Source organism: Vibrio penaeicida, assembly GCF_002933855.1.
Taxonomy (GTDB): Bacteria; Pseudomonadota; Gammaproteobacteria; order Enterobacterales; family Vibrionaceae; genus Vibrio; species Vibrio penaeicida_A.
The window spans coordinates 21,061-38,817 of record NZ_BFAQ01000049.1; the positions used below are offsets into that span (position 1 = coordinate 21,061).

Annotated in this window: 13 protein-coding genes; 6 read left to right on the forward strand and 7 right to left on the reverse strand. The window is 44.2% G+C overall.

All coding sequences use genetic code 11. The annotated features are described in order from the left end of the window. The first annotated feature begins 3 nt into the window (after window positions 1-3). From VPNCDNU1_RS24520 to VPNCDNU1_RS24530, 3 genes are all read left to right on the forward strand, one after another. The gene (locus tag VPNCDNU1_RS24520; RefSeq protein ID WP_104402798.1) at window positions 4-1,086 is read left to right on the forward strand and encodes a COX15/CtaA family protein; all 1,083 of its coding nucleotides are present in this window, start codon (window positions 4-6) and stop codon (window positions 1,084-1,086) included. A 2-nt stretch (window positions 1,087-1,088) separates the two neighbouring features. Continuing rightward, window positions 1,089-1,982 carry a heme o synthase gene (gene cyoE, locus VPNCDNU1_RS24525; protein ID WP_104402799.1) on the forward strand — a complete coding sequence of 298 codons (894 nt, stop codon included), beginning with the start codon at window positions 1,089-1,091 and terminating at the stop codon, window positions 1,980-1,982. A 269-nt stretch (window positions 1,983-2,251) separates the two neighbouring features. Then, window positions 2,252-4,138, forward strand: coding sequence for a methyl-accepting chemotaxis protein (locus tag VPNCDNU1_RS24530; RefSeq protein ID WP_104402800.1), 1,887 nt, complete (start codon window positions 2,252-2,254; stop codon window positions 4,136-4,138). A gap of 104 nt (window positions 4,139-4,242) precedes the next feature. Here VPNCDNU1_RS24530 and VPNCDNU1_RS24535 read toward each other — a convergent pair whose 3' ends face one another. Both VPNCDNU1_RS24535 and VPNCDNU1_RS24540 read right to left on the reverse strand, forming a co-directional pair. Next, on the reverse strand, window positions 4,243-5,247 hold the full coding sequence (locus tag VPNCDNU1_RS24535; RefSeq protein WP_104402801.1) for an adenosine deaminase: 1,005 nt from the start codon (window positions 5,245-5,247) through the stop codon (window positions 4,243-4,245). Window positions 5,248-5,451: 204 nt separating this feature from the next. Next, window positions 5,452-6,972, reverse strand: coding sequence for an HD domain-containing phosphohydrolase (locus tag VPNCDNU1_RS24540; protein ID WP_237324215.1), 1,521 nt, complete (start codon window positions 6,970-6,972; stop codon window positions 5,452-5,454). 376 nt (window positions 6,973-7,348) lie between these two features. Here VPNCDNU1_RS24540 and VPNCDNU1_RS24545 point away from each other — a divergent pair, with 376 nt between their 5' ends. From VPNCDNU1_RS24545 to VPNCDNU1_RS24555, 3 genes are all read left to right on the forward strand, one after another. Next, entirely contained in the window at window positions 7,349-9,373 is a 2,025-nt protein-coding gene (locus VPNCDNU1_RS24545; RefSeq protein ID WP_104402802.1) for a PAS domain-containing sensor histidine kinase, read from the forward strand. 380 nt (window positions 9,374-9,753) lie between these two features. Beyond that, a complete protein-coding gene (locus VPNCDNU1_RS24550) occupies window positions 9,754-10,425 on the forward strand; it encodes a response regulator transcription factor (RefSeq protein WP_104402803.1) in 672 nt (223 codons plus the stop codon). A gap of 32 nt (window positions 10,426-10,457) precedes the next feature. Continuing rightward, window positions 10,458-11,681, forward strand: coding sequence for a sensor histidine kinase (locus tag VPNCDNU1_RS24555; RefSeq protein WP_167404882.1), 1,224 nt, complete (start codon window positions 10,458-10,460; stop codon window positions 11,679-11,681). 166 nt (window positions 11,682-11,847) lie between these two features. Here VPNCDNU1_RS24555 and VPNCDNU1_RS24560 read toward each other — a convergent pair whose 3' ends face one another. Genes VPNCDNU1_RS24560 through VPNCDNU1_RS24580 form a run of 5 tightly spaced genes read right to left on the reverse strand, consistent with a single transcriptional unit; the run spans window position 11,848 to window position 17,751 of the window. Then, a complete protein-coding gene (locus VPNCDNU1_RS24560; protein ID WP_104402805.1) occupies window positions 11,848-13,476 on the reverse strand; it encodes a BatD family protein in 1,629 nt (542 codons plus the stop codon). Next, complete coding sequence (locus VPNCDNU1_RS24565; RefSeq protein WP_104402806.1) at window positions 13,470-15,389, reverse strand: VWA domain-containing protein; 1,920 nt, start codon at window positions 15,387-15,389, stop codon at window positions 13,470-13,472. The genes VPNCDNU1_RS24560 and VPNCDNU1_RS24565 overlap by 7 nt, the downstream gene beginning before the upstream one ends. Continuing rightward, entirely contained in the window at window positions 15,382-16,344 is a 963-nt protein-coding gene (locus tag VPNCDNU1_RS24570; RefSeq protein ID WP_104402807.1) for a vWA domain-containing protein, read from the reverse strand. The genes VPNCDNU1_RS24565 and VPNCDNU1_RS24570 overlap by 8 nt, the downstream gene beginning before the upstream one ends. Next, the gene (locus VPNCDNU1_RS24575; protein ID WP_104402808.1) at window positions 16,341-16,829 is read right to left on the reverse strand and encodes a DUF4381 domain-containing protein; all 489 of its coding nucleotides are present in this window, start codon (window positions 16,827-16,829) and stop codon (window positions 16,341-16,343) included. Before VPNCDNU1_RS24575 ends, VPNCDNU1_RS24570 begins: the two co-directional genes overlap by 4 nt. A gap of 1 nt (window position 16,830) precedes the next feature. Continuing rightward, window positions 16,831-17,751: a DUF58 domain-containing protein gene (locus VPNCDNU1_RS24580; protein WP_104402809.1), complete on the reverse strand. Its 921-nt coding sequence runs from the start codon at window positions 17,749-17,751 to the stop codon at window positions 16,831-16,833. Window positions 17,752-17,757 lie beyond the last annotated feature (6 nt).

Here is a 17,757-nt window from a genome sequence, read left to right on the forward strand (position 1 = left end):
CGTATGAATATCATCAGACTGATTCAAGTAAGCCTGATTCTGACATTTTTGGTTATCTTAATGGGCGCGTATACGCGGCTTGCTGATGCAGGTCTTGGTTGCCCAGATTGGCCGGGTTGCTATGGTCATCTCAGTGTGCCTTCGACAGATAAGGCGCTTTCTACTGCCAAACTCCTCTACCCAGAAAACGAAGTCGAGCCTTATAAAGCTTGGTTAGAGATGATTCATCGTTATTTGGCGGGAACGCTTGGACTGGTTGTTTTTGCCATTAGTTATTTGACGCTTCAATCTCGCCATGGCGGGCGTGTGATTCCGGTTTCCCTGTCACTGCTCATCGTCTTTCAGGCGGCGCTAGGAATGTGGACAGTGACGCTAAAACTGATGCCAGTGATTGTCATGTTGCACTTAATGGGTGGGTTTACCTTATTCAGCTTGCTGTTTTTGCTCTACTGCCGCCTTAAACAAGAAGTGGGCTACGAACTCAATGATGTTGCGCATTTTACGGTGAGCGATGGAAACCCTTCTTCAATCACCTCTCCGCATGAACCTATCGTCGTCAATACACCAATGCTGAAAATTTTGGCTTCTTTCTCTCTTGCGGTGGTCGTTCTTCAAATCTTTCTTGGGGGGTGGACCTCTTCCAATTACGCCGCATTAATGTGTACGGAGTTACCCATTTGTGAAGGGGATTGGGTTGGCTATTTGAATTTTTCTGAAGCCTTTGATTTCCGCCAAGAAGGACACACAAATTATGAATTTGGCGTATTGGATTACGGGGCAAGAATGACTATTCACGTCACGCATAGAATAGGCGCGGTAGTGACTTCTATTGTGTTAATAGGGTTGGCTTTTCAGTTGTATCAGCAAACGCATGTTCAGCTTCGTAAGGGAGCGTTTATGTTAATGGTGTTACTCATTGCCCAAATTGGATTGGGTATGAGTAATGTTTTATTGAATCTCCCATTACCTGTAGCGGTGGCGCATAACCTTGGTGCGGCACTTTTACTGTTGTGTACGATTTACATCAATTTCCATGTGTGGCGTAGTGTGTCACAACCTCTTATGGAACAAGAGCGAGGGCTTTGAGTATGGATAAATCTCTTTCTAGAGCAGGAATAGAAGGCGCGTCGTGGCAAGATTATTACAAGCTCACGAAACCTAAAGTCGTTGCTTTAATGCTACTTACGGCAGTAGTAGGAATGATTTTGGCAATAAAAGGGCAGTTTCCCGTTGTGACGGCATTGATCGCATTAGCTGGGATCGGATTAATGGCGTCGAGTGCAGCGGCATTTAATCACCTAATTGATCGCAGAATTGATGCCATAATGGCGAGAACTTATCAGCGCCCTTTGCCCTCTGGGCACGTTAAAGCCGTCAACGCGTTTATATTTGCGATTGCGCTTGGCATAGCTGGGTTTGTTGCGTTGTACTGGTGGGTGAATGAGTTAACGGCGTGGTTGACACTAGCAAGCTTGGTGGGTTATGCGCTGGTGTACACCTTGTATTTAAAGCGAGCAACGCCTCAAAATATCGTGATAGCCGGAATTGCAGGTGCCATGCCGCCTTTACTTGGATGGACGGCGGTTACCAATGAATTGCATTCCCATGCATGGCTACTTGTGATGATCATCTTCATCTGGACGCCTCCTCATTTTTGGGCGTTAGCCATACACAGGAAAGACGATTATTCACGTGCCGACATTCCAATGTTGCCAGTCACCCATGGTGTGGAATACACAAAAACCAGCATTCTGCTGTATACGATATTATTAGCCATTGCGTGCCTTTTCCCTGTTTTAGTTGGCATGAGCGGCTTGCTTTACTTGGTTGTATCAAGTTTCTTAAGTGCTGGATTCATCTATAAAGCGTGGAAACTGAAATATCATGAGGAAGAGGGAGATGCCATGAGCACCTTCATTTTCTCCATCTATCAATTGATGTTCTTATTCGTTGCACTACTGGTGGATCATTTCCTACGTTAATGGAATTCATGGTTTCCTATAAAGCTCATCCCTGACTCCGCTTTTATTGATTATTTAGTTCTTCTTTGAGCTTGAAATTTTAAGCTCAAAGAGGAATTTTTCATTTAACAGGACGGTTATGTAAGAAATTCGCTCCAATCGCTTGTTTTGTTACTCCTAAAGAAAGCGATAAATTTGTTTAATTATTAGTGCAAAATGTGTTTCCAAGCCCCCCTTCCTTACTGATAGATTTCACACGAAGCCAACAATATTATCGGACAATATTTTAAATGAGTGTGAAATCTAAGCTGGTGACCGCAATCGGTTGCTTGATCGCGTTTACAATTCTTGTGACTTCCGTCATCGGATATTTTGAATTCAAAACGGCCACAACTGACGACTATCGTAAGAACCTTTCAGATAAATCATTTTTAGTTGCGAAAGCTGTCGAAAGTAAAATGAGTAAATACTTCACTGCATTAGAAACGACGGGTGCAGGTATAACGCTTGATAGTGAAGGCGTACCGGTGATCAGCAGTCACGTTCTCGATGCACTGACACACGGTAAGCAAAGTTTAAAAGTGTTGAACATGTATGTTGGTTTGCCTGATGGCACGACGTACGATGTCAACGGTCTCATTCCTGACTTCAATGCCAAACAAAAGCAGCGTGAATGGTTTATTCAAGGTTTTAGTGGTGCGGCGCGTTCAGTAACCAATCCTTATCTATCTACGACAGGGGACTTAACCATGTCAGCCGTGATCCCTTACCGTCGAAATGGTGAGATTAAGGCTGTAATTGGTCTGAGTTTAAAGATGAGCGATATCACCGACTACATTAATGAACTCTCGGCTGAGCCAAACCTATTTGTGTCACGCGCTGATGGTTTCTTAATGGCCGCCAGTTACCCTGATTTTGTTGGTAAGAACATCTATGAGTTGCGTCCAAGCTATCGCGAATACGGCACCCATAAAAGCAGTGACCACTCTTACAACGTTCCTGATAAGGGTGACTTTTACGTTGTGTCTTCCCGAATTGATTCATTGGGATGGTCTGTTTGGGCTTGGGCATCGTGGGACGATATTAACGAACCTTCGAATACTATGGTGAAGATCAACGGGATTGCAGGGCTTGTCTTTGCGGTTATTGGTATCGCTGTTGTGTATGTTGCGGTCGAAAAGTTGATGTATGGTCCAATCGGTGGTGAACCTAAAGAGATTGAAGAGTTTGTTAACCGAATTGCTAATGGCGATTTAACGATGATTCGCCCACTTGAGGGAAGCGAAACGGGGGTGTATCGCTCGACATTGGTTATGGGAGAGAGCATTAAACAGATCATTGGAAATATTAATACCTCGTCTGCCGCACTTACTGATTTGTCAGGTCAGCTTGAGTCTTCTTCAAATCAGGTTAACCGCTCATCTGAGTCTCAAATGATGCAGCTAGAACAAGTGGCAACCGCAATGAACGAAATGACAGCAACCGTTGCTGAAGTTGCTCAAAATGCTATGCAGGCATCCACTTCTTCCAATGATGCAAGTGAGTCTTCCACTCAGGGGCTTGGTGTCGTTAGCCAAATGAACACAGACATCAACTTGCTGGTAAATAATATCGAAAGTGTTCAATCTTCGATCTTGGAAGTCGAAAAGGAAACGATGAATGTTGGTGGGATTCTAGATGTTATTCGCGGTATTGCTGAGCAAACAAATCTGCTCGCTCTGAATGCTGCTATTGAGGCTGCCCGTGCTGGTGAACAAGGTCGTGGTTTTGCTGTTGTGGCGGATGAAGTTCGTAACCTTGCCAATAAAACTCAGGAAAGCACCAATGAAATCCAATCCATGATTTCGGTGCTTCAAGAGCAAGCGAAACAGTCTGTGAGTTTAATGGAAGAAAACGCAGAAAACGCTAAGAAGACTTTAGTAAAATCGGATGAAGCAAGTCAATCACTGCAAGTGATACAAGAAGAAATTAGCAAAATTCAGGACATGAATAATCAAATAGCCACAGCAGCGGAAGAGCAGTCTCACGTTGCGACGGACATTAATGAAAACGTGGTGAATGTGAACGATCTGGCTCGCAGTACTGTTCAAGATGTTCAGGGGAATGTTCAAACCGCATTGGAATTGAATTCGGTTTCCAGCGAATTACAACGCTCGGTGAATCGCTTTAAAGTTTAAAGCTGGTTAACTAGTTCAACAGACTTTACCGCATTAACGTTTAAAAGCTCCAAAGTTGGGGCTTTTGTTTATCTGTATTTAAGCGTTAGGCTTCTATTCTAATCCTAATTATTCGCAAGATACTTATTGACCGTATCGCGTAATGTTTCTTTGTATGGCGGCGAAATAAAGCTGGCTTCAATAGCATTTAAAGTAAACTGTGCTAACTCCTGCCGTGTTGGGTTGAGAGCCTCTGAGACTGCAAGGAAGTTATCAGTCATATAGCCACCGAAGTAAGCTGGATCGTCCGAATTGATGGTAACGCAAACGCCTTTTCTGAGTAGGTCGACGATGTTGTGCTGACTCATATGTTCAAACACCTTTAATTTGGTATTGGAAAGCGGGCAGACGGTCAACGGAATTTGGTTTTCGACTAACCGCTGAACCAGCGCCTCGTCGTCTGCACAGCGAACGCCATGGTCGATTCTAGATGTTTTAAGCATATCCAAGGCATCAATGATGTTTTGTGCGGGTCCTTCCTCCCCAGCGTGCGCGACCGTTAAAAAACCTTCAGTTCGCGCTTTTGCAAATACCCGCTCGAACTTTTCTGGTGGATGCCCAACTTCGGACGAGTCCAGACCAACACCGATGATTTTTCCTTTGTAGGGTAACGCTTCTTCTAAGGTTTTCAATGCCGCTTCTTCATCGAGGTGACGCAAAAAACACATGATGATTTGGCTGCTGATTCCAAGCTCTGATTTCGCCTTATCCAGTGCTTTTGAGATACCGCAGATAACAGTGTGAAATGAAATGCCTCGGTCGGTGTGGGTTTGAGGATCGAAAAAGATCTCTGTATGCACTACATTGTCTTGCTTACACTTCAGCAAATATGCCCACGTGAGGTCAAAAAAATCTTCCTCTTTAATCAGTACATTGGCACCTTGATAATAGATATCTAAAAAGGATTGCAGATTATGGAAGTGATACGCGTCCCTGACCTCTTGGATATTATTGTATGGAATGGATACCTTGTTGCGTTTAGCCAGTTCAAACATTAACTCTGGCTCAAGAGATCCTTCAATATGCAGATGGAGCTCTACTTTTGGGAGGTGCTGAATGAATGCTTTCATAGAAACTCCTTATGTTGCGCTTGCTCTCAGAAAATGAGCAACAACTGTTTAGTTATTAGGGGAGTAGCCTCAGCTTAGTTCAGATTTTTAGTGATGAGAAAAGTTAAAGGTAACTTTAGTGTTAGAGATCTCATTTACGTTTTTAAAGGAGTATTAAAAAAAAACCAGCGACATCCGCTGGCTAAGGAAATAGAAATGAAATTGCTAGTCAGGAAATGACCCTCGTATCCCTTGCAATTCGTCGAAGTTTTCAAGAAAAATCTCAGTCAGCTTAGGATCGAAATGTTTCCCTGCTTCTTGTTGGAATAATTCAAATATTTTTTCACTTGGCCAAGCGTCTTTGTAGCAACGTTTGGAAGCCAAAGCGTCATAAACATCGGCTAGTGCGGTGATTCGTGCTTCGATTGGAATCGACTCAGCAGATATTTTATTTGGGTAGCCTGAACCGTCCCATTTTTCATGATGGTGACCAGCAATATTCGCTGCGATGTTCAAGATTTCTAGGTTAGAACCACGTAGGATTTCTGCACCCACACTGGCATGAGACATCATGGTAACCCATTCATCTGCATCGAGTTTCCCCGGCTTATTAAGCACAGCATCAGGAATCGCAATTTTGCCAATGTCGTGCAAAGGAGAGGCGAGTTTTATCTTCTCGCATTGCTCCGGTGGCAAGCCATATTTTGAGGCAAGAAAGCGCGATATTTCCGCCACTCGCTTAACGTGGCTCCCCGATTCTTTTGAACGCGTTTCCACCACTTCCCCTAAGCGATATGCAATTTCTTTTTGGGTATCACGAACCTCATTGAGCAAAATGACTTTCTCGTACGCGATAGTGATGTTTCGGATGAATATGTCCAGTATTTCAATGTTTTCTTCAATGCTGCTTCTAGGGCAATGTACAACCAGTAAACCGACGCTTTTATTCACTTTTACGGGAATAAGAAATTCTTCATCTTTCACCTGGATAAAGCGATCTTTGGTGGCGGTAACGTCGTCAACAGAGCAGGATATAAACTCATCTAGCTCTTTGCCAATGAGCCCTTCGCCACCTTCGGAAGAAGCGACGACCTGCCATTTTCCTTCCACTTCTTGCGCGGCAAAATTGAACGCGTGAACTTCACCAAGATGCAACAAAGCAGAAAGTTGAGAAAGAATCCCGTCTAGCCAGTGCCCACCGTCTCCCTCAACCAAAATGGATGCTGAAGAATTGATGATCGTATTGAGCCCTTTTTTGGTGTTTTCGATCACCATGATGTCGCGATAAGAACGCAACGCAGCACAAAGGGTAGTGTTTAGTTTTGTTGCCGTTAGCTCTGTTTTATTTTTATAGTCATTAATTTCGTACTTTTTAATGACTTCGGATTCAGGAGCATCACCAGGCTGACCTGTGCGCAAAATGATTCTGCTGGTCTTGTTTCCTTGCTCTACTCGTAACCAGTCGACGAGATCAAGCCCAGCATGGTTAGATTCCATAACAACATCGAGAAATACAACAGCGATATCGTCGTGTTCTACAAAAACCTCTTTGGCTTCAGCTGCGGAGTATGCGTTTAAAAAGTTAAGTCTTCTTCCCAGATACTCGAAGTCGTTGAGAACAAATTGGGTGACTTTATGAATGTCGGCATCGTCATCGACAATTAAGACCTTCCATGTCTCACGTTCTTCAATTTCCGATTCTTCTTCATGATCTGAAAAGAGGAATTGATCATCATTTCCCATCATTGACCCCATAACTCAATCTATTCCAATTCACGCCCCCATCTCGTATCCAAAATGGAGAGAAAAAGCAGCGCAAAAAATCATCCGTCTGAAACAAGTGTAGACAAAGTTTTCATTTAAAGCACAAATTCTAATTAGGAGTTAAGTAGCGAGGTGGAAAGCAGGAGCATAGCTCTGATCGTACAAGGAAATTTACGTACGATATCAAGAAAATCTAATTTCACTGTCTATACTATTTAGAACGTTGGATGTTGAGCATAGAGCTCATAGGCTGAGTGTGATTTGAACATGGGATTAGCGTGGGCATATTCAACTATTTGAACTTTAATTATGTTTACGTTGATCAACTAGATGCAGCAAGCATGGATGAGGGCAGTCGATGAGTTCAGGTGTTCCTAATAAAATTTCGAGTATTTCTAGCTCGAATAAGTCTGATGGGATCATTTCAACGTTAAAGACAATGAATAGGCACAGTTTTGCTATTCGATTGCTGATCTATATTGTTTTATGTTCATCTGTACTTGCGGTCACGATTACGGCTGTACAACTTTACTGGGACTATAAAAAAGAAGTTCAACTTCTTCAAAACTCCATCAGTTCTTTGGAGCAAAGCTTAACGTCTTCCATTTCAAATAGCTTGTGGAATCTGGATGAAGAACAGATGCTCATTCAAGCAAACGGTATTTTGAACGTTTCCAGTGTTGAGTACGTCGGCATTTTTTCATTTCACAACGGCACGCTTAATTCCGTGGTGGAAATTGGAGAGAAAAGTCCCCTCAACGAGTTAAGCCACCTCTATGACTTGGTCCACAAAGAAGAAAAAATTGGCGGTCTAAGAATTGAAGCGTCTTATCAGCTGATATATGGAAAGCTTTGGGAAAAATCCATTATTATCTTAGAAACTCAGCTGGTTAAAATTTTTCTTGTCGCGATGTGCGTTCTGTATGTGGTTTATCATGTCGTGATCAAGCACATCAATCGTATTTCCTCTTTTGTACAAGGGCACAAACTGGACAGCAACGAATCCGGTGATTTGTTGAGTTTGGATAGGAGCAATCATCAAGATGAGCTGGATACGTTAGTCGAGTCTATTAATGCTTTGTATCATCGTATTGATTCAGAGCTGGACAAACGCAAAAAGATGAATAACCAGCTTGAATATGAGCGTGATTTTACCCGTGTAATTATCCAATCCTCTCCTTCTTTGATCTGTTCTTTAAACGACGTATTTGAAATTCAACTGGTTAACTCTGAAGTGGAATCCCTTCTTGGAGTAGAAGAGCGTGATCTGATAGGAAAAAACTGGTTTGGCTATTTTGTGGATGAAGACGTCGAGAAAGAAAGCGAGCAGGAACTGATTGAAAACATTCCCGAATTCGATTTAGTTTTTACAATGCGAGATCAAGAAGGGAATCAACGATTTTTACAATGGCGTGTTATTGAAAATAAAGAGCAAAAGCGAGTCATGTGCTTTGGTATAGATGTTACCGATTTAACGAATGCGGAAAACCAACTGATCTCGTTAAACCGAGAGTTAGAGCAAAAAGTGAAAGACAGAACACACTCTCTAGAAGAAGCAAACCATGAACTTTCCGATACTCTTAGCAAGCTTGAAGAGACACAAGAATCGTTAATTGAAGCGGAAAAAATGGCCTCTCTCGGCAGTTTAGTCGGTGGTGTAGCGCACGAGATTAATACGCCACTAGGTATAAGCGTTACAGCGACAAGCTTTATAGACGAAAAAGTAAACGTACTACAAAAGGGATTTGAAACAGGGAAGCTGTCTAAAACTGAGTTTTCAGGCGCGATAGAGTCGCTTAAAGAGTCGGCTCAAATTCTTACTGCAAACCTATCTCGGGCAGAACAATTGGTATCAAGCTTCAAACAAGTCGCCGTTGATCAGAGCAGTGAATCCGTCTATCCGTTTAATGTGAAAGAGAACTTAGAGAAAGTGTTGCTCTCATTGTCTCATGAGTTAAAAGTTGCCAGCGTCAGTGTTGAAGTGGATTGCCCAGATAATATTCATATCGAGAGTTACCCAAGCTGCTACATTCAAATTTACACCAATCTCATTGCCAATAGTATTCGACATGGATTTGATGAATGGGGTGGTAATAAGAACATCTTTATTCACGTCTCTACAAATGAAGAAGACTTGATTATTCGCTACAAAGATACAGGGCAAGGTGTTGATGAAAAAATACTCAAGCGCATATTTGAACCGTTTGTCACCACCAAGCGAGGAAAAGGTGGAAGCGGGTTAGGTGCTAATATTATCTACAACATGGTCAATCAACTGTTAAAAGGGAAAATAGAGTGCTCTTCTGAACTTGGACATGGTGCTGAGTTTGTTATTACCGTACCGCTGCAACTTGATCTTCAAGATAAGCAAGAATCGGCATAGCTCTGATTCTTTGGCACTATCACGGCTCCCAAAGGCGAGTTTAACTGGCTTTCATACTGCGTTACCAATTCTTGATTTAGAATGACTCGATCTTTAAATCGGTCTTTTGTCTAAAAACAAGTTAACTCTCGCTGAACCAAGCTTTTTGAAGTCACTTGGGTATAGATGCCATTTTGTTCGAAACTTAATCGAAGATTCACTCTCTGATCGCGCTTGGTCGCATTCCAAACATTTGATGCCCTCTCTTCGCCGTGAACCCTGTAAACTTAAGGTCATATTAACCGATTACATGCTAGTTTTTCGGCTAAATCTGGGGCCGGAATTGACTCAGAAAGACAGAGCACGAGTAACGTGTCGGAAGAAAGGGACGAGGAAAAAACATGCAAGTCTTAATCATTGATGACGATAACCAATTTGCTGGCGCACTTGCAGATTATTTAGAGTTGAAAGGTGTGGAATGTGACTTCGCCTACAACGGACAAAGTGGGCTCTCGCTCGCGCTGCAAGGCGATACAGATGTCATCATATTGGATGTAAACATGCCCAAAATGGATGGGTATGAGGTATGTAGAATGCTACGAGAAGCGCGCATTCAAACTCCTGTACTGATGATGACCGCATACGACACAGTTGAAGACGAGCTGGAAGGTTTCCGAAGTGGTGTCGATGATTTTGTCGTAAAACCCTGCCCGATGCCTGTTGTGTGGGCGCGGTTACAAGCTCTATCAAAACGAACGAAGCCGAACGTGTCGAGTAACCTATCTATAGGTGACTTAGAGCTCGATTTGAACACACAGGAAGCCTACAGATCAGGGAAAAGATTGAAAATGACGCCCATCGGGTGGCGTATTCTTCATTACTTGGTTATTCAAAGCCCTAGGGTTGTACCTCGACCAGAATTGGAAAACGCCGTTTGGCCAGATGATCCGGTAGAGCCAGGGAACCTTAATGTACAGCTGAGTAATTTGAGAAAGGTTCTAGACAAGCCTTTTGGTTCTCCTCTACTGCATACTCGTATTAATGCGGGTATACAGGTGAAGGTATTGGAATGAAAGCGTACTCCATATCATTAAAAAAGGACCTGATGCAAAAGCTGGTTCTTTTTGGGTTTTTCCTTGTGATCGATATGATCATTATCGCAATGGTTCAGTATTCTCTGAGCCTTGAAAAGGTGTCTAACACCGCGGCATGGATGGATGTTCGAGCCATGGTTCGACATCTAGAGAAAGACCCAGACTCTAGCGTGACGACCTTGTCTTCCACCAAAGTTTATCGAAGCTGGGAAATCCTTCCCGACCACATTAAAGAAACCTTTGGATCAGCAGAGAATGTCCATGCGGAAGATGAAACCGCGATCATGAAAGAGATAAATGGTGAGGAATACCATATCTCCATCATGTCTCACCTACTCAGTAATGGTGAATACGTCTACCTTCTTAGCCAATATCCCGTGGAAGACATTGAATGGCTTATTGAAGAATTTGCCAACACGGTCATTGAGCAAAGTATTTGGTCCTTGATCTGCTTTTCTGCCATTTTGGTGCTCGTCGCACTTTGGTGGATGAGAAGTATTGGTGCGCCTTTTGTTCACCTTAATCGATGGGCATCGACACTCGGTACACCAAAAGAGGAACCCCGACCTAAATATCGTTTTACCGAGCTAAACGAACTGGCTAAACAACTGGAAGATGCTATAGATCGTGTTAGCCGATTCAATGAGCGAGAAACGCAGTTTTTAAGACACGCAAGCCATGAGCTCCGCACCCCATTAGCAATAATGCAAGCTTCCCTTGATACCATAGACGAGCAAATCCCTCCTTCAAGACCTTTAAAGCGTGCTCGTTATGCCTTGGATAATATGCAGTCCTTAACACAATCTTTGTTATGGCTAGCAAGAGAATCGGGACAACCGTTAGATAAAACTGATCAAAATTTACGGCATTGCTGTGAACAGCTGGTGGAAGACTTAAGTTACCTAAGACAGCAAAAAGCACTCTCCGTTAATGTGCAAGGGGAGAGCCAATTATCAGCCAACCCAGATTTGCTTAATATTGTGCTGAGTAACCTGATCCGAAATGCCTTTCAGTATGCTGAACACGGCGAGGTTGAAATAGTGGTGGGTGATGAGGCGGTCTGCATTTCAAATTCTGCGAATTATCAGGGGCGTCAATCCAGTGGCTTTGGTTTGGGGTTGGAGTTGGTGAAAAGGATATGTCAAACGCAGCTCTGGCATTTCGATTTTGCTGCTAGAGATGGGATGGTACACGTTACAGTGAAATTCGAGAAAGAAGATACGCTTTCGACATAGGATGAGCAGGCTCGAACAAATGGTCTCCCTCATCCGGTAATCAGAGGTCATTTTGGGTATACAAAGCGCGCTAAATATAGCGCGCTTTCTATTTGCAGGGTCCTTTTTTAGTTATCCGATCTTGGTTTTTCAAGTTTTCGATAGGCTAGAAAGTGCTACCAACCTTCTAAAGTGATGGAAGCACATCGGAGTGTTCTGCAATTCTTTGTTTGTTTGCACCGTTGATTGCATCGATAAATGTATGCTCATCAAATGTCGCGCCACCCTTGCCATATAAGCTTTGTCTGAAAGCGTTAGCTTGGCTGATGATAGCGTCGTTGAGTTGGATGGTTTCCACCCACTCCCGATACACTCTATCAAACAAAATGCCGTCCTTGTTTTTTACCGCTTGAATCAACTGTTCTGTAGAGTGGTCTGATTTCACGTTGACAGGTTTAGAAGGAGTGCGTACTGGACTGCGTTTAACTTTCCATAGAAGTACTAACGTGGCTAACCAAAGCAGAGCGAAGAAAGCCGCAAGATATGGCCAGAAACCACTGTCGGTAATAGTGACAGTTTGCTGAGGTAAAACTGGCTGCACCACGGGAATAGAATCACTGACATCACCTGCTTCAACCGTGACAGACATATTACTGGCGGTTGATGTTTGCTCTCGACCCGTTTCGCTATTCCACCATCGAACACTTACTGCTGGCAACTCGAATTGCCCCGTCTCCTTTGCAATCAACACCTGCTTAACGGTCATGATAATGTCGCCATTATTGCCTTGAGAGAACTGAGGTGCTTCATCGTACACACGAATTTGTGCAGGATAGGTCACCTTCAAGTTTGGCATTTGTTGCTGGCTCAAATTTTTTGCTCGGATCACTAATGTTCGCTGTATAGGAGAACCCACTTTTGTGGTGAAGGCATCAGAAGTAATACGATTACCTTCCTCATCTTGCCAAAGTTGATCCACCATCAACGATGGTGTAGGCAGCCACGCACCTTGGTATGTGGAAGGCTTCGCTTTAACCGTTAGGGTAATGGCAGGGGCGCTTTTATCGAGCTGGATTAACCTAGTGCCACTGCTTCTTGTCCCTGAACTTTCTATTAGCGCTCCTTTGAGGCGAGGAGGGTGCAGCGTTAATGTACCTGCACGCTCAGGGATAACGTAGAACGACTGATCGACAACAGTCGCTTCCACACCATCGACAACCGATTGGTACTGGTTACTTTCGCCAATCGGTTCGATGGATAATCCTTCACCAAAGGCTGACTCAATGTTGGTATTCTGCAAGCGACGAAGATCCGCTTTGATGATCAGTCTTGCATGAAGCGTTGTACGTTCGCCTTCATACAAATCGCTTTTTTCAATATTGGCAGCAAGCTGAATGACATCATCTTGGGTACGCGCATTTCTGTCGTTAGTCACTTGAATGGCGATTGGCGTTGTTTTTGCGCCGTCTATATCGAAACTTGGGATTTTCAAAATGCCCGTTTGGGTTGCGGCTAGTGCAACGGTCCACTCACTACTGACGGTCGCTTTTCCATTAACCGAATTGGTGTACGACCCAAAACTGGGGCGGCCCATATAAAAGGCAGGCTGCAAAATAGAAAAGTCGACTTTGCTGTTTGATACACGCTTATTGACTGAGATTTTGAGTTGAAATACTTCATCTTTAGCGACGCTGGTTCGGCTCACTGTCGCCGTTGCAACGGCATCATTTGCAAATGCTGTTGGTGTCGCAAGAACCAATAAGACAGTGAAGGAGAAGAACCACCGTACGGATGATAAGAAATTACGAATTACCATGATTGTTCAGACCTTTGAGAAGCGGGGTTTTGTCTTTCTTGTAAAATCATTTGTGCTCTAAGCAGACGGCTTGCATCCGCTTGTTGTTGGATTTGTTCCAATTGCCTAATTTGAGGATCGACCTCTTGGGTACTGCCTTGGGTTTGAGAGCTAGTGGCAATTTGGTTTGGAGTATCTTCCTCAGATTCATCTTCAGGCTTACGCTCAGAACTTGCTGGTTGAGGTGAAGACTCACTTTCGTCCTCATTTTCTGAATCTTGCTTTCCTTCAGAGTCTGGTTTTCTCTCAGCGTTTTGTTTTCTCTCAGCGTTTTGTTTTCTGTCAGAGTCTGGTTTCCCTTCAGAACCATTGAAGTCGTCGGACTCCTTTTTATCCTGAGATTCGCTTTGCTCGCCCGTTTGGCTAGCATCGTCTGAATTTTCTGACGACTCCTTAGATTGTTGAGATTGCGACTGTTCGCCGTTTTGTTGTTGCTGGTTTTGCTGATCCTGCGAGTTTTGAGAGTCAGTGCTATCCTCTTGAGAAGAGGCGTTTTTCTCGTCCTGCTGTTCTTGATTCGAATCGCTTTGAGAATCCTGCTGTTGCTGTTGCTGTTGCTTCAGCGCTTCTTCAACAATGCTTAAATTTTGTTTTGCATCTTCGAAGTTTGGGTTCTTTTCCAAAATAGATTCATACAGGTCTCGTGCTTTCTCAAGTTCGCCTTTTTGCGCCAATGCGTTGGCTAAGTTGTATTGAGCGCCTTCCGTTTGAATACCTTCAAGGCTTTCGATCGCTTTATCGTATTGTTTTGCTTCATACCAAGCTGCACCCGCCCACTCTTTCGATTCAAAGAGTTCTGCGGCCTTTTCAAATTCTTGGCTTTGGTAGGCTTGGAATCCTGCTTGATCGTCTGTTTGGAAAGGAGAGGCAAGCGCAGGTTTAGGCATCGGAAAAACGAGCAGAACAATCGCAAATACAAACCCTTTGCGGAACAAACCAAGAGCTGCGATGACGAGAGCGGGCAACAACCAATAACCGTGATTAATTCGGTCACTGACTTCTTGACTGTCGCTGTCAGAAGAAGTGGATGGCGTAATCGAAAGCGCTGCAATGGCTTCTACATCTTTACCATCACCACGTAGTGGAGAGAAAACCCCGCCAGAGTGACGAGCCACTAGATTGAAGCCGTCAAATTCGGTTTTGGCAATCACCGTGTTTCCACTTGGAGATTTCAGCAATTCACCTTCTGGGAGCAAGATAGGCGCACCTTGTTCCGTGCCAATAGCAATGGTAGACATTCGCCAGCTTTTTCCAAGTAACTTTGTGGCGCTTTTCGCCTGTGCTTCCGTCAGTTCATCGGCCAGCAATATGATGTCGCCTTTTTGGTGTCCAGCATCGCTCATAAGCTTTATCGCCAATTCAACAGCAGCTGCTACGTTGCTGCCTTGATGCGGCATTATTTCGGGCTTTAGATCAGGGATAAGGCTCGCGAGTGTTTGGCTGTCTGTTGTTAAAGGGCTAATGGTATAGGCACCTCCGGCAAAGACGACCAAACCAGTGCTGCCTTCTTTCCATTCAGGGAGGAGATCGAGCGCTTTATATTTAAGTTGCTGTAAACGGTTGGGTTTGATGTCGTTGGCGTATAAAGAGCGTGACATGTCCAAAACCAATACGCGAGCATGGCTGACATTGAATGCTGGACGAGTCTGTTTTTCGAAACTCGGACCGGCGAGAGCGATACAACTGATGGACCAAAACACAAACCAGAAATGGTGTATGTAACGTGCTCGATTCTGTGAAATACCCATGGCTTGAGCAAGATGACTTGCAATCAACCCTTTAGAGGAACTCCCTTTTTTTATCCAGAAACTCAACGCAAACGCAGGGAGAATTCCTAAAAGCCAGTAAGGATTCATAAATAGAAAATCAGCCATGATTCCTCCTAAGTGATGCTAGAACCAAAGACAAAAAGAGAACGACTGAAAGCGGTAGCCAGAACCATTCGGACTTAGGGCGCCAGGTTTGGCTAGCACTTGATACGGGTTCGAGTGCGTTGATTGTGTCGTAAATGGTGGCAAGCTCATCACTGTTTCGAGCGCGGAAGTATTGCCCCCCCGTCATGTCTGCAATCTGAATCAGCGTTTTCTCATCCAGATCTTCTGCTGTATTTACCACACGCTCAAATAGGAAGTCTTTGACCACCATTTCTCCTGCACCTACGCCCACGGTATAAATGGTTGCACCGTATTCTTTGGCAATTTTTGTAGCTTCTATAGGGTCTATAATTCCGGCAGTGTTGCTACCGTCGCTAAGCAGCACCATAACCCTTTGTGGGGCGTCACTGTCTATAAACGTTTTAGTCGCAAGACCAATGCCTTCACCTATCGCAGTGCTGGTTCCGATGAGCTTTAGCACTGTGCGATCAAGCTGAGATTTAACGGCTTGTCTGTCGAGAGTCAGTGGGGTTTGCAAGTAAGCGTGATCAGCAAATAAGACGAGTCCAAGCCGATCCCCTTTTCGTTTAGCCACAAATTCGCCGACTACGTTTTTAACTGCAGAGAGGCGATCGATGTAGTCGCCATCTTCCAGCATGTCTTCTTTGCTCATGGAGTACGAGAGATCAACGACCAGCATCATATCTCGATGTTCAGGGTAAAACTCTACGGGCTCGCCAAGCCAAACTGGACGAGCGGTTGCGGTAACAAGTAATACCCAAATGCCAAGTAGCAGCAGTTTTTGACCATTTCGATTAGGCGTCTCTCCCATCTGCGTATCCGGAATACTCGGTAGCTGAATGGCTTGTGTTTCCTGCGTTTTTGGGGCAAGAAAGTACACAAGCAAGGGAAGTGGAAGCAGTAGAAATGCCCATAGCCATTCAAAGTCGATCATCTTCCCTCCTTGCTGCTCGAAGCCGAACGACGAGGTGGAAGGGCATGGTTAATCCAATATTCAATATCACTCAAGAGCTCGGTTGGCTGAGAAGTGTTACCCGATTGACTGCTGGGCATGTATAGGAGCTCATCCCAAGTGCTGGCTTTGGATAGAAACCGAGGTGCTTTGAGTTGTTGATCTAAAAATGCATACCAATTTTGCCCCGAAAGCGAAGCAATGTGTTCTCTTGGAAAGTAACTCAAAGCGACTTGACGCAATAACTGCATTCCATCTTTCGCCGATTTAATTTGCTTGAGTTTTTCTTGTGCTATTCGTTTTGCGTGGCGATTCGCTCGATAGCGTTTAAGAAGTAACGCCACACCCAACAGGGCTGCAATGATAATAATAGCGACTGCCCACCAGCCCCAAGCGAGAGGCCAAAGTCCAGGCTCTTGAGGCAGTTGAATGGGGGCTAAATTAAGAGATTGAGGGCTGTTTTGCATTCTAACCTCTGTGTAATTGGTTCATCAGGTTATCGCCAGCTGAAATTTGACTAAAATGAATGCCTTGTTTCAGAAATCCATTCTTTAACATTTCTGAGCGTGCGCTGAAATCCTGACGAAAACTGTGTTTGGTTTTGGAAGATGAAAAATCCACCCATCGACTCTGCTTGCCATCGCTAACCGCATTTTGCCCCTTGTACCTTGTTTCCCCTTGTTCGAGAGGATCATAAAACTGAATGGCACGTAGACGATTGTGTTGAGCTATTTGGCTAAGAAGGGTGAAGTCTGGTTCGCTAAACGATATGAAATCGCTCAGCAGGATGATCTCACTGCCTTTAGGGCTGAGTCTATGAAGCTCTTGCAGTGACGTAGACCAGTTGATAGATGCTGGTGATTGGTCGACGTTTTGCAACGCATGGTTATGAGCTTCTATGATGGCTTCAATAACGCTCAATACCCCTTTTGCACGTGCCATAGGCTTAACGTCGACTATCTCGTTCCCAGTCGATATCACAGTGCCGAGCCTATCCCCCGCTTGAACCGTTAACCATCCGATTAGGCTTGCCATATGAGCTGCTTGAACGGATTTAAGCAGCAAAGAAGAACCAAATCGCATTTGGCTACTCAGGTCGATAAGCAAAATAACCGGCTGCTCACGCTCTTCTTCAAACAACTTCGTATGAGCCTTTCCGGTACGAGCGGTGACTCGCCAATCGATGGATCGAATATCGTCCCCAGCTTGGTATTGGCGAACTTCAGAAAAGTTCATTCCACGGCCTTTGCTGCGGCTTTGATGACTTCCACTGAGTTGAGACCACAAGCTTTTCGCGGGAGGTAGCCATTTTGCAGTCTGACTTTTGTAATAAAGCAGCTCTTCAATTGAAAGAAAAGCGCCATTGGCGTAAGGAGGCATGTTGGACATAGTGAA

Bases quoted from the DNA above. Each gene is read 5' to 3' on its own strand.
- VPNCDNU1_RS24520 (WP_104402798.1), top strand. From the start codon at position 4: ATGAATATCATCAGACTGATTCAAGTAAGCCTGATTCTGACATTTTTG.
- cyoE (WP_104402799.1), top strand. From the start codon at position 1,089: ATGGATAAATCTCTTTCTAGAGCAGGAATAGAAGGCGCGTCGTGGCAA.
- VPNCDNU1_RS24530 (WP_104402800.1), top strand. From the start codon at position 2,252: ATGAGTGTGAAATCTAAGCTGGTGACCGCAATCGGTTGCTTGATCGCG.
- VPNCDNU1_RS24535 (WP_104402801.1), bottom strand. From the start codon at position 5,247: ATGAAAGCATTCATTCAGCACCTCCCAAAAGTAGAGCTCCATCTGCAT.
- VPNCDNU1_RS24540 (WP_237324215.1), bottom strand. From the start codon at position 6,972: ATGATGGGAAATGATGATCAATTCCTCTTTTCAGATCATGAAGAAGAA.
- VPNCDNU1_RS24545 (WP_104402802.1), top strand. From the start codon at position 7,349: ATGAGTTCAGGTGTTCCTAATAAAATTTCGAGTATTTCTAGCTCGAAT.
- VPNCDNU1_RS24550 (WP_104402803.1), top strand. From the start codon at position 9,754: ATGCAAGTCTTAATCATTGATGACGATAACCAATTTGCTGGCGCACTT.
- VPNCDNU1_RS24555 (WP_167404882.1), top strand. From the start codon at position 10,458: ATGCAAAAGCTGGTTCTTTTTGGGTTTTTCCTTGTGATCGATATGATC.
- VPNCDNU1_RS24560 (WP_104402805.1), bottom strand. From the start codon at position 13,476: ATGGTAATTCGTAATTTCTTATCATCCGTACGGTGGTTCTTCTCCTTC.
- VPNCDNU1_RS24565 (WP_104402806.1), bottom strand. From the start codon at position 15,389: ATGGCTGATTTTCTATTTATGAATCCTTACTGGCTTTTAGGAATTCTC.
- VPNCDNU1_RS24570 (WP_104402807.1), bottom strand. From the start codon at position 16,344: ATGATCGACTTTGAATGGCTATGGGCATTTCTACTGCTTCCACTTCCC.
- VPNCDNU1_RS24575 (WP_104402808.1), bottom strand. From the start codon at position 16,829: ATGCAAAACAGCCCTCAATCTCTTAATTTAGCCCCCATTCAACTGCCT.
- VPNCDNU1_RS24580 (WP_104402809.1), bottom strand. From the start codon at position 17,751: ATGTCCAACATGCCTCCTTACGCCAATGGCGCTTTTCTTTCAATTGAA.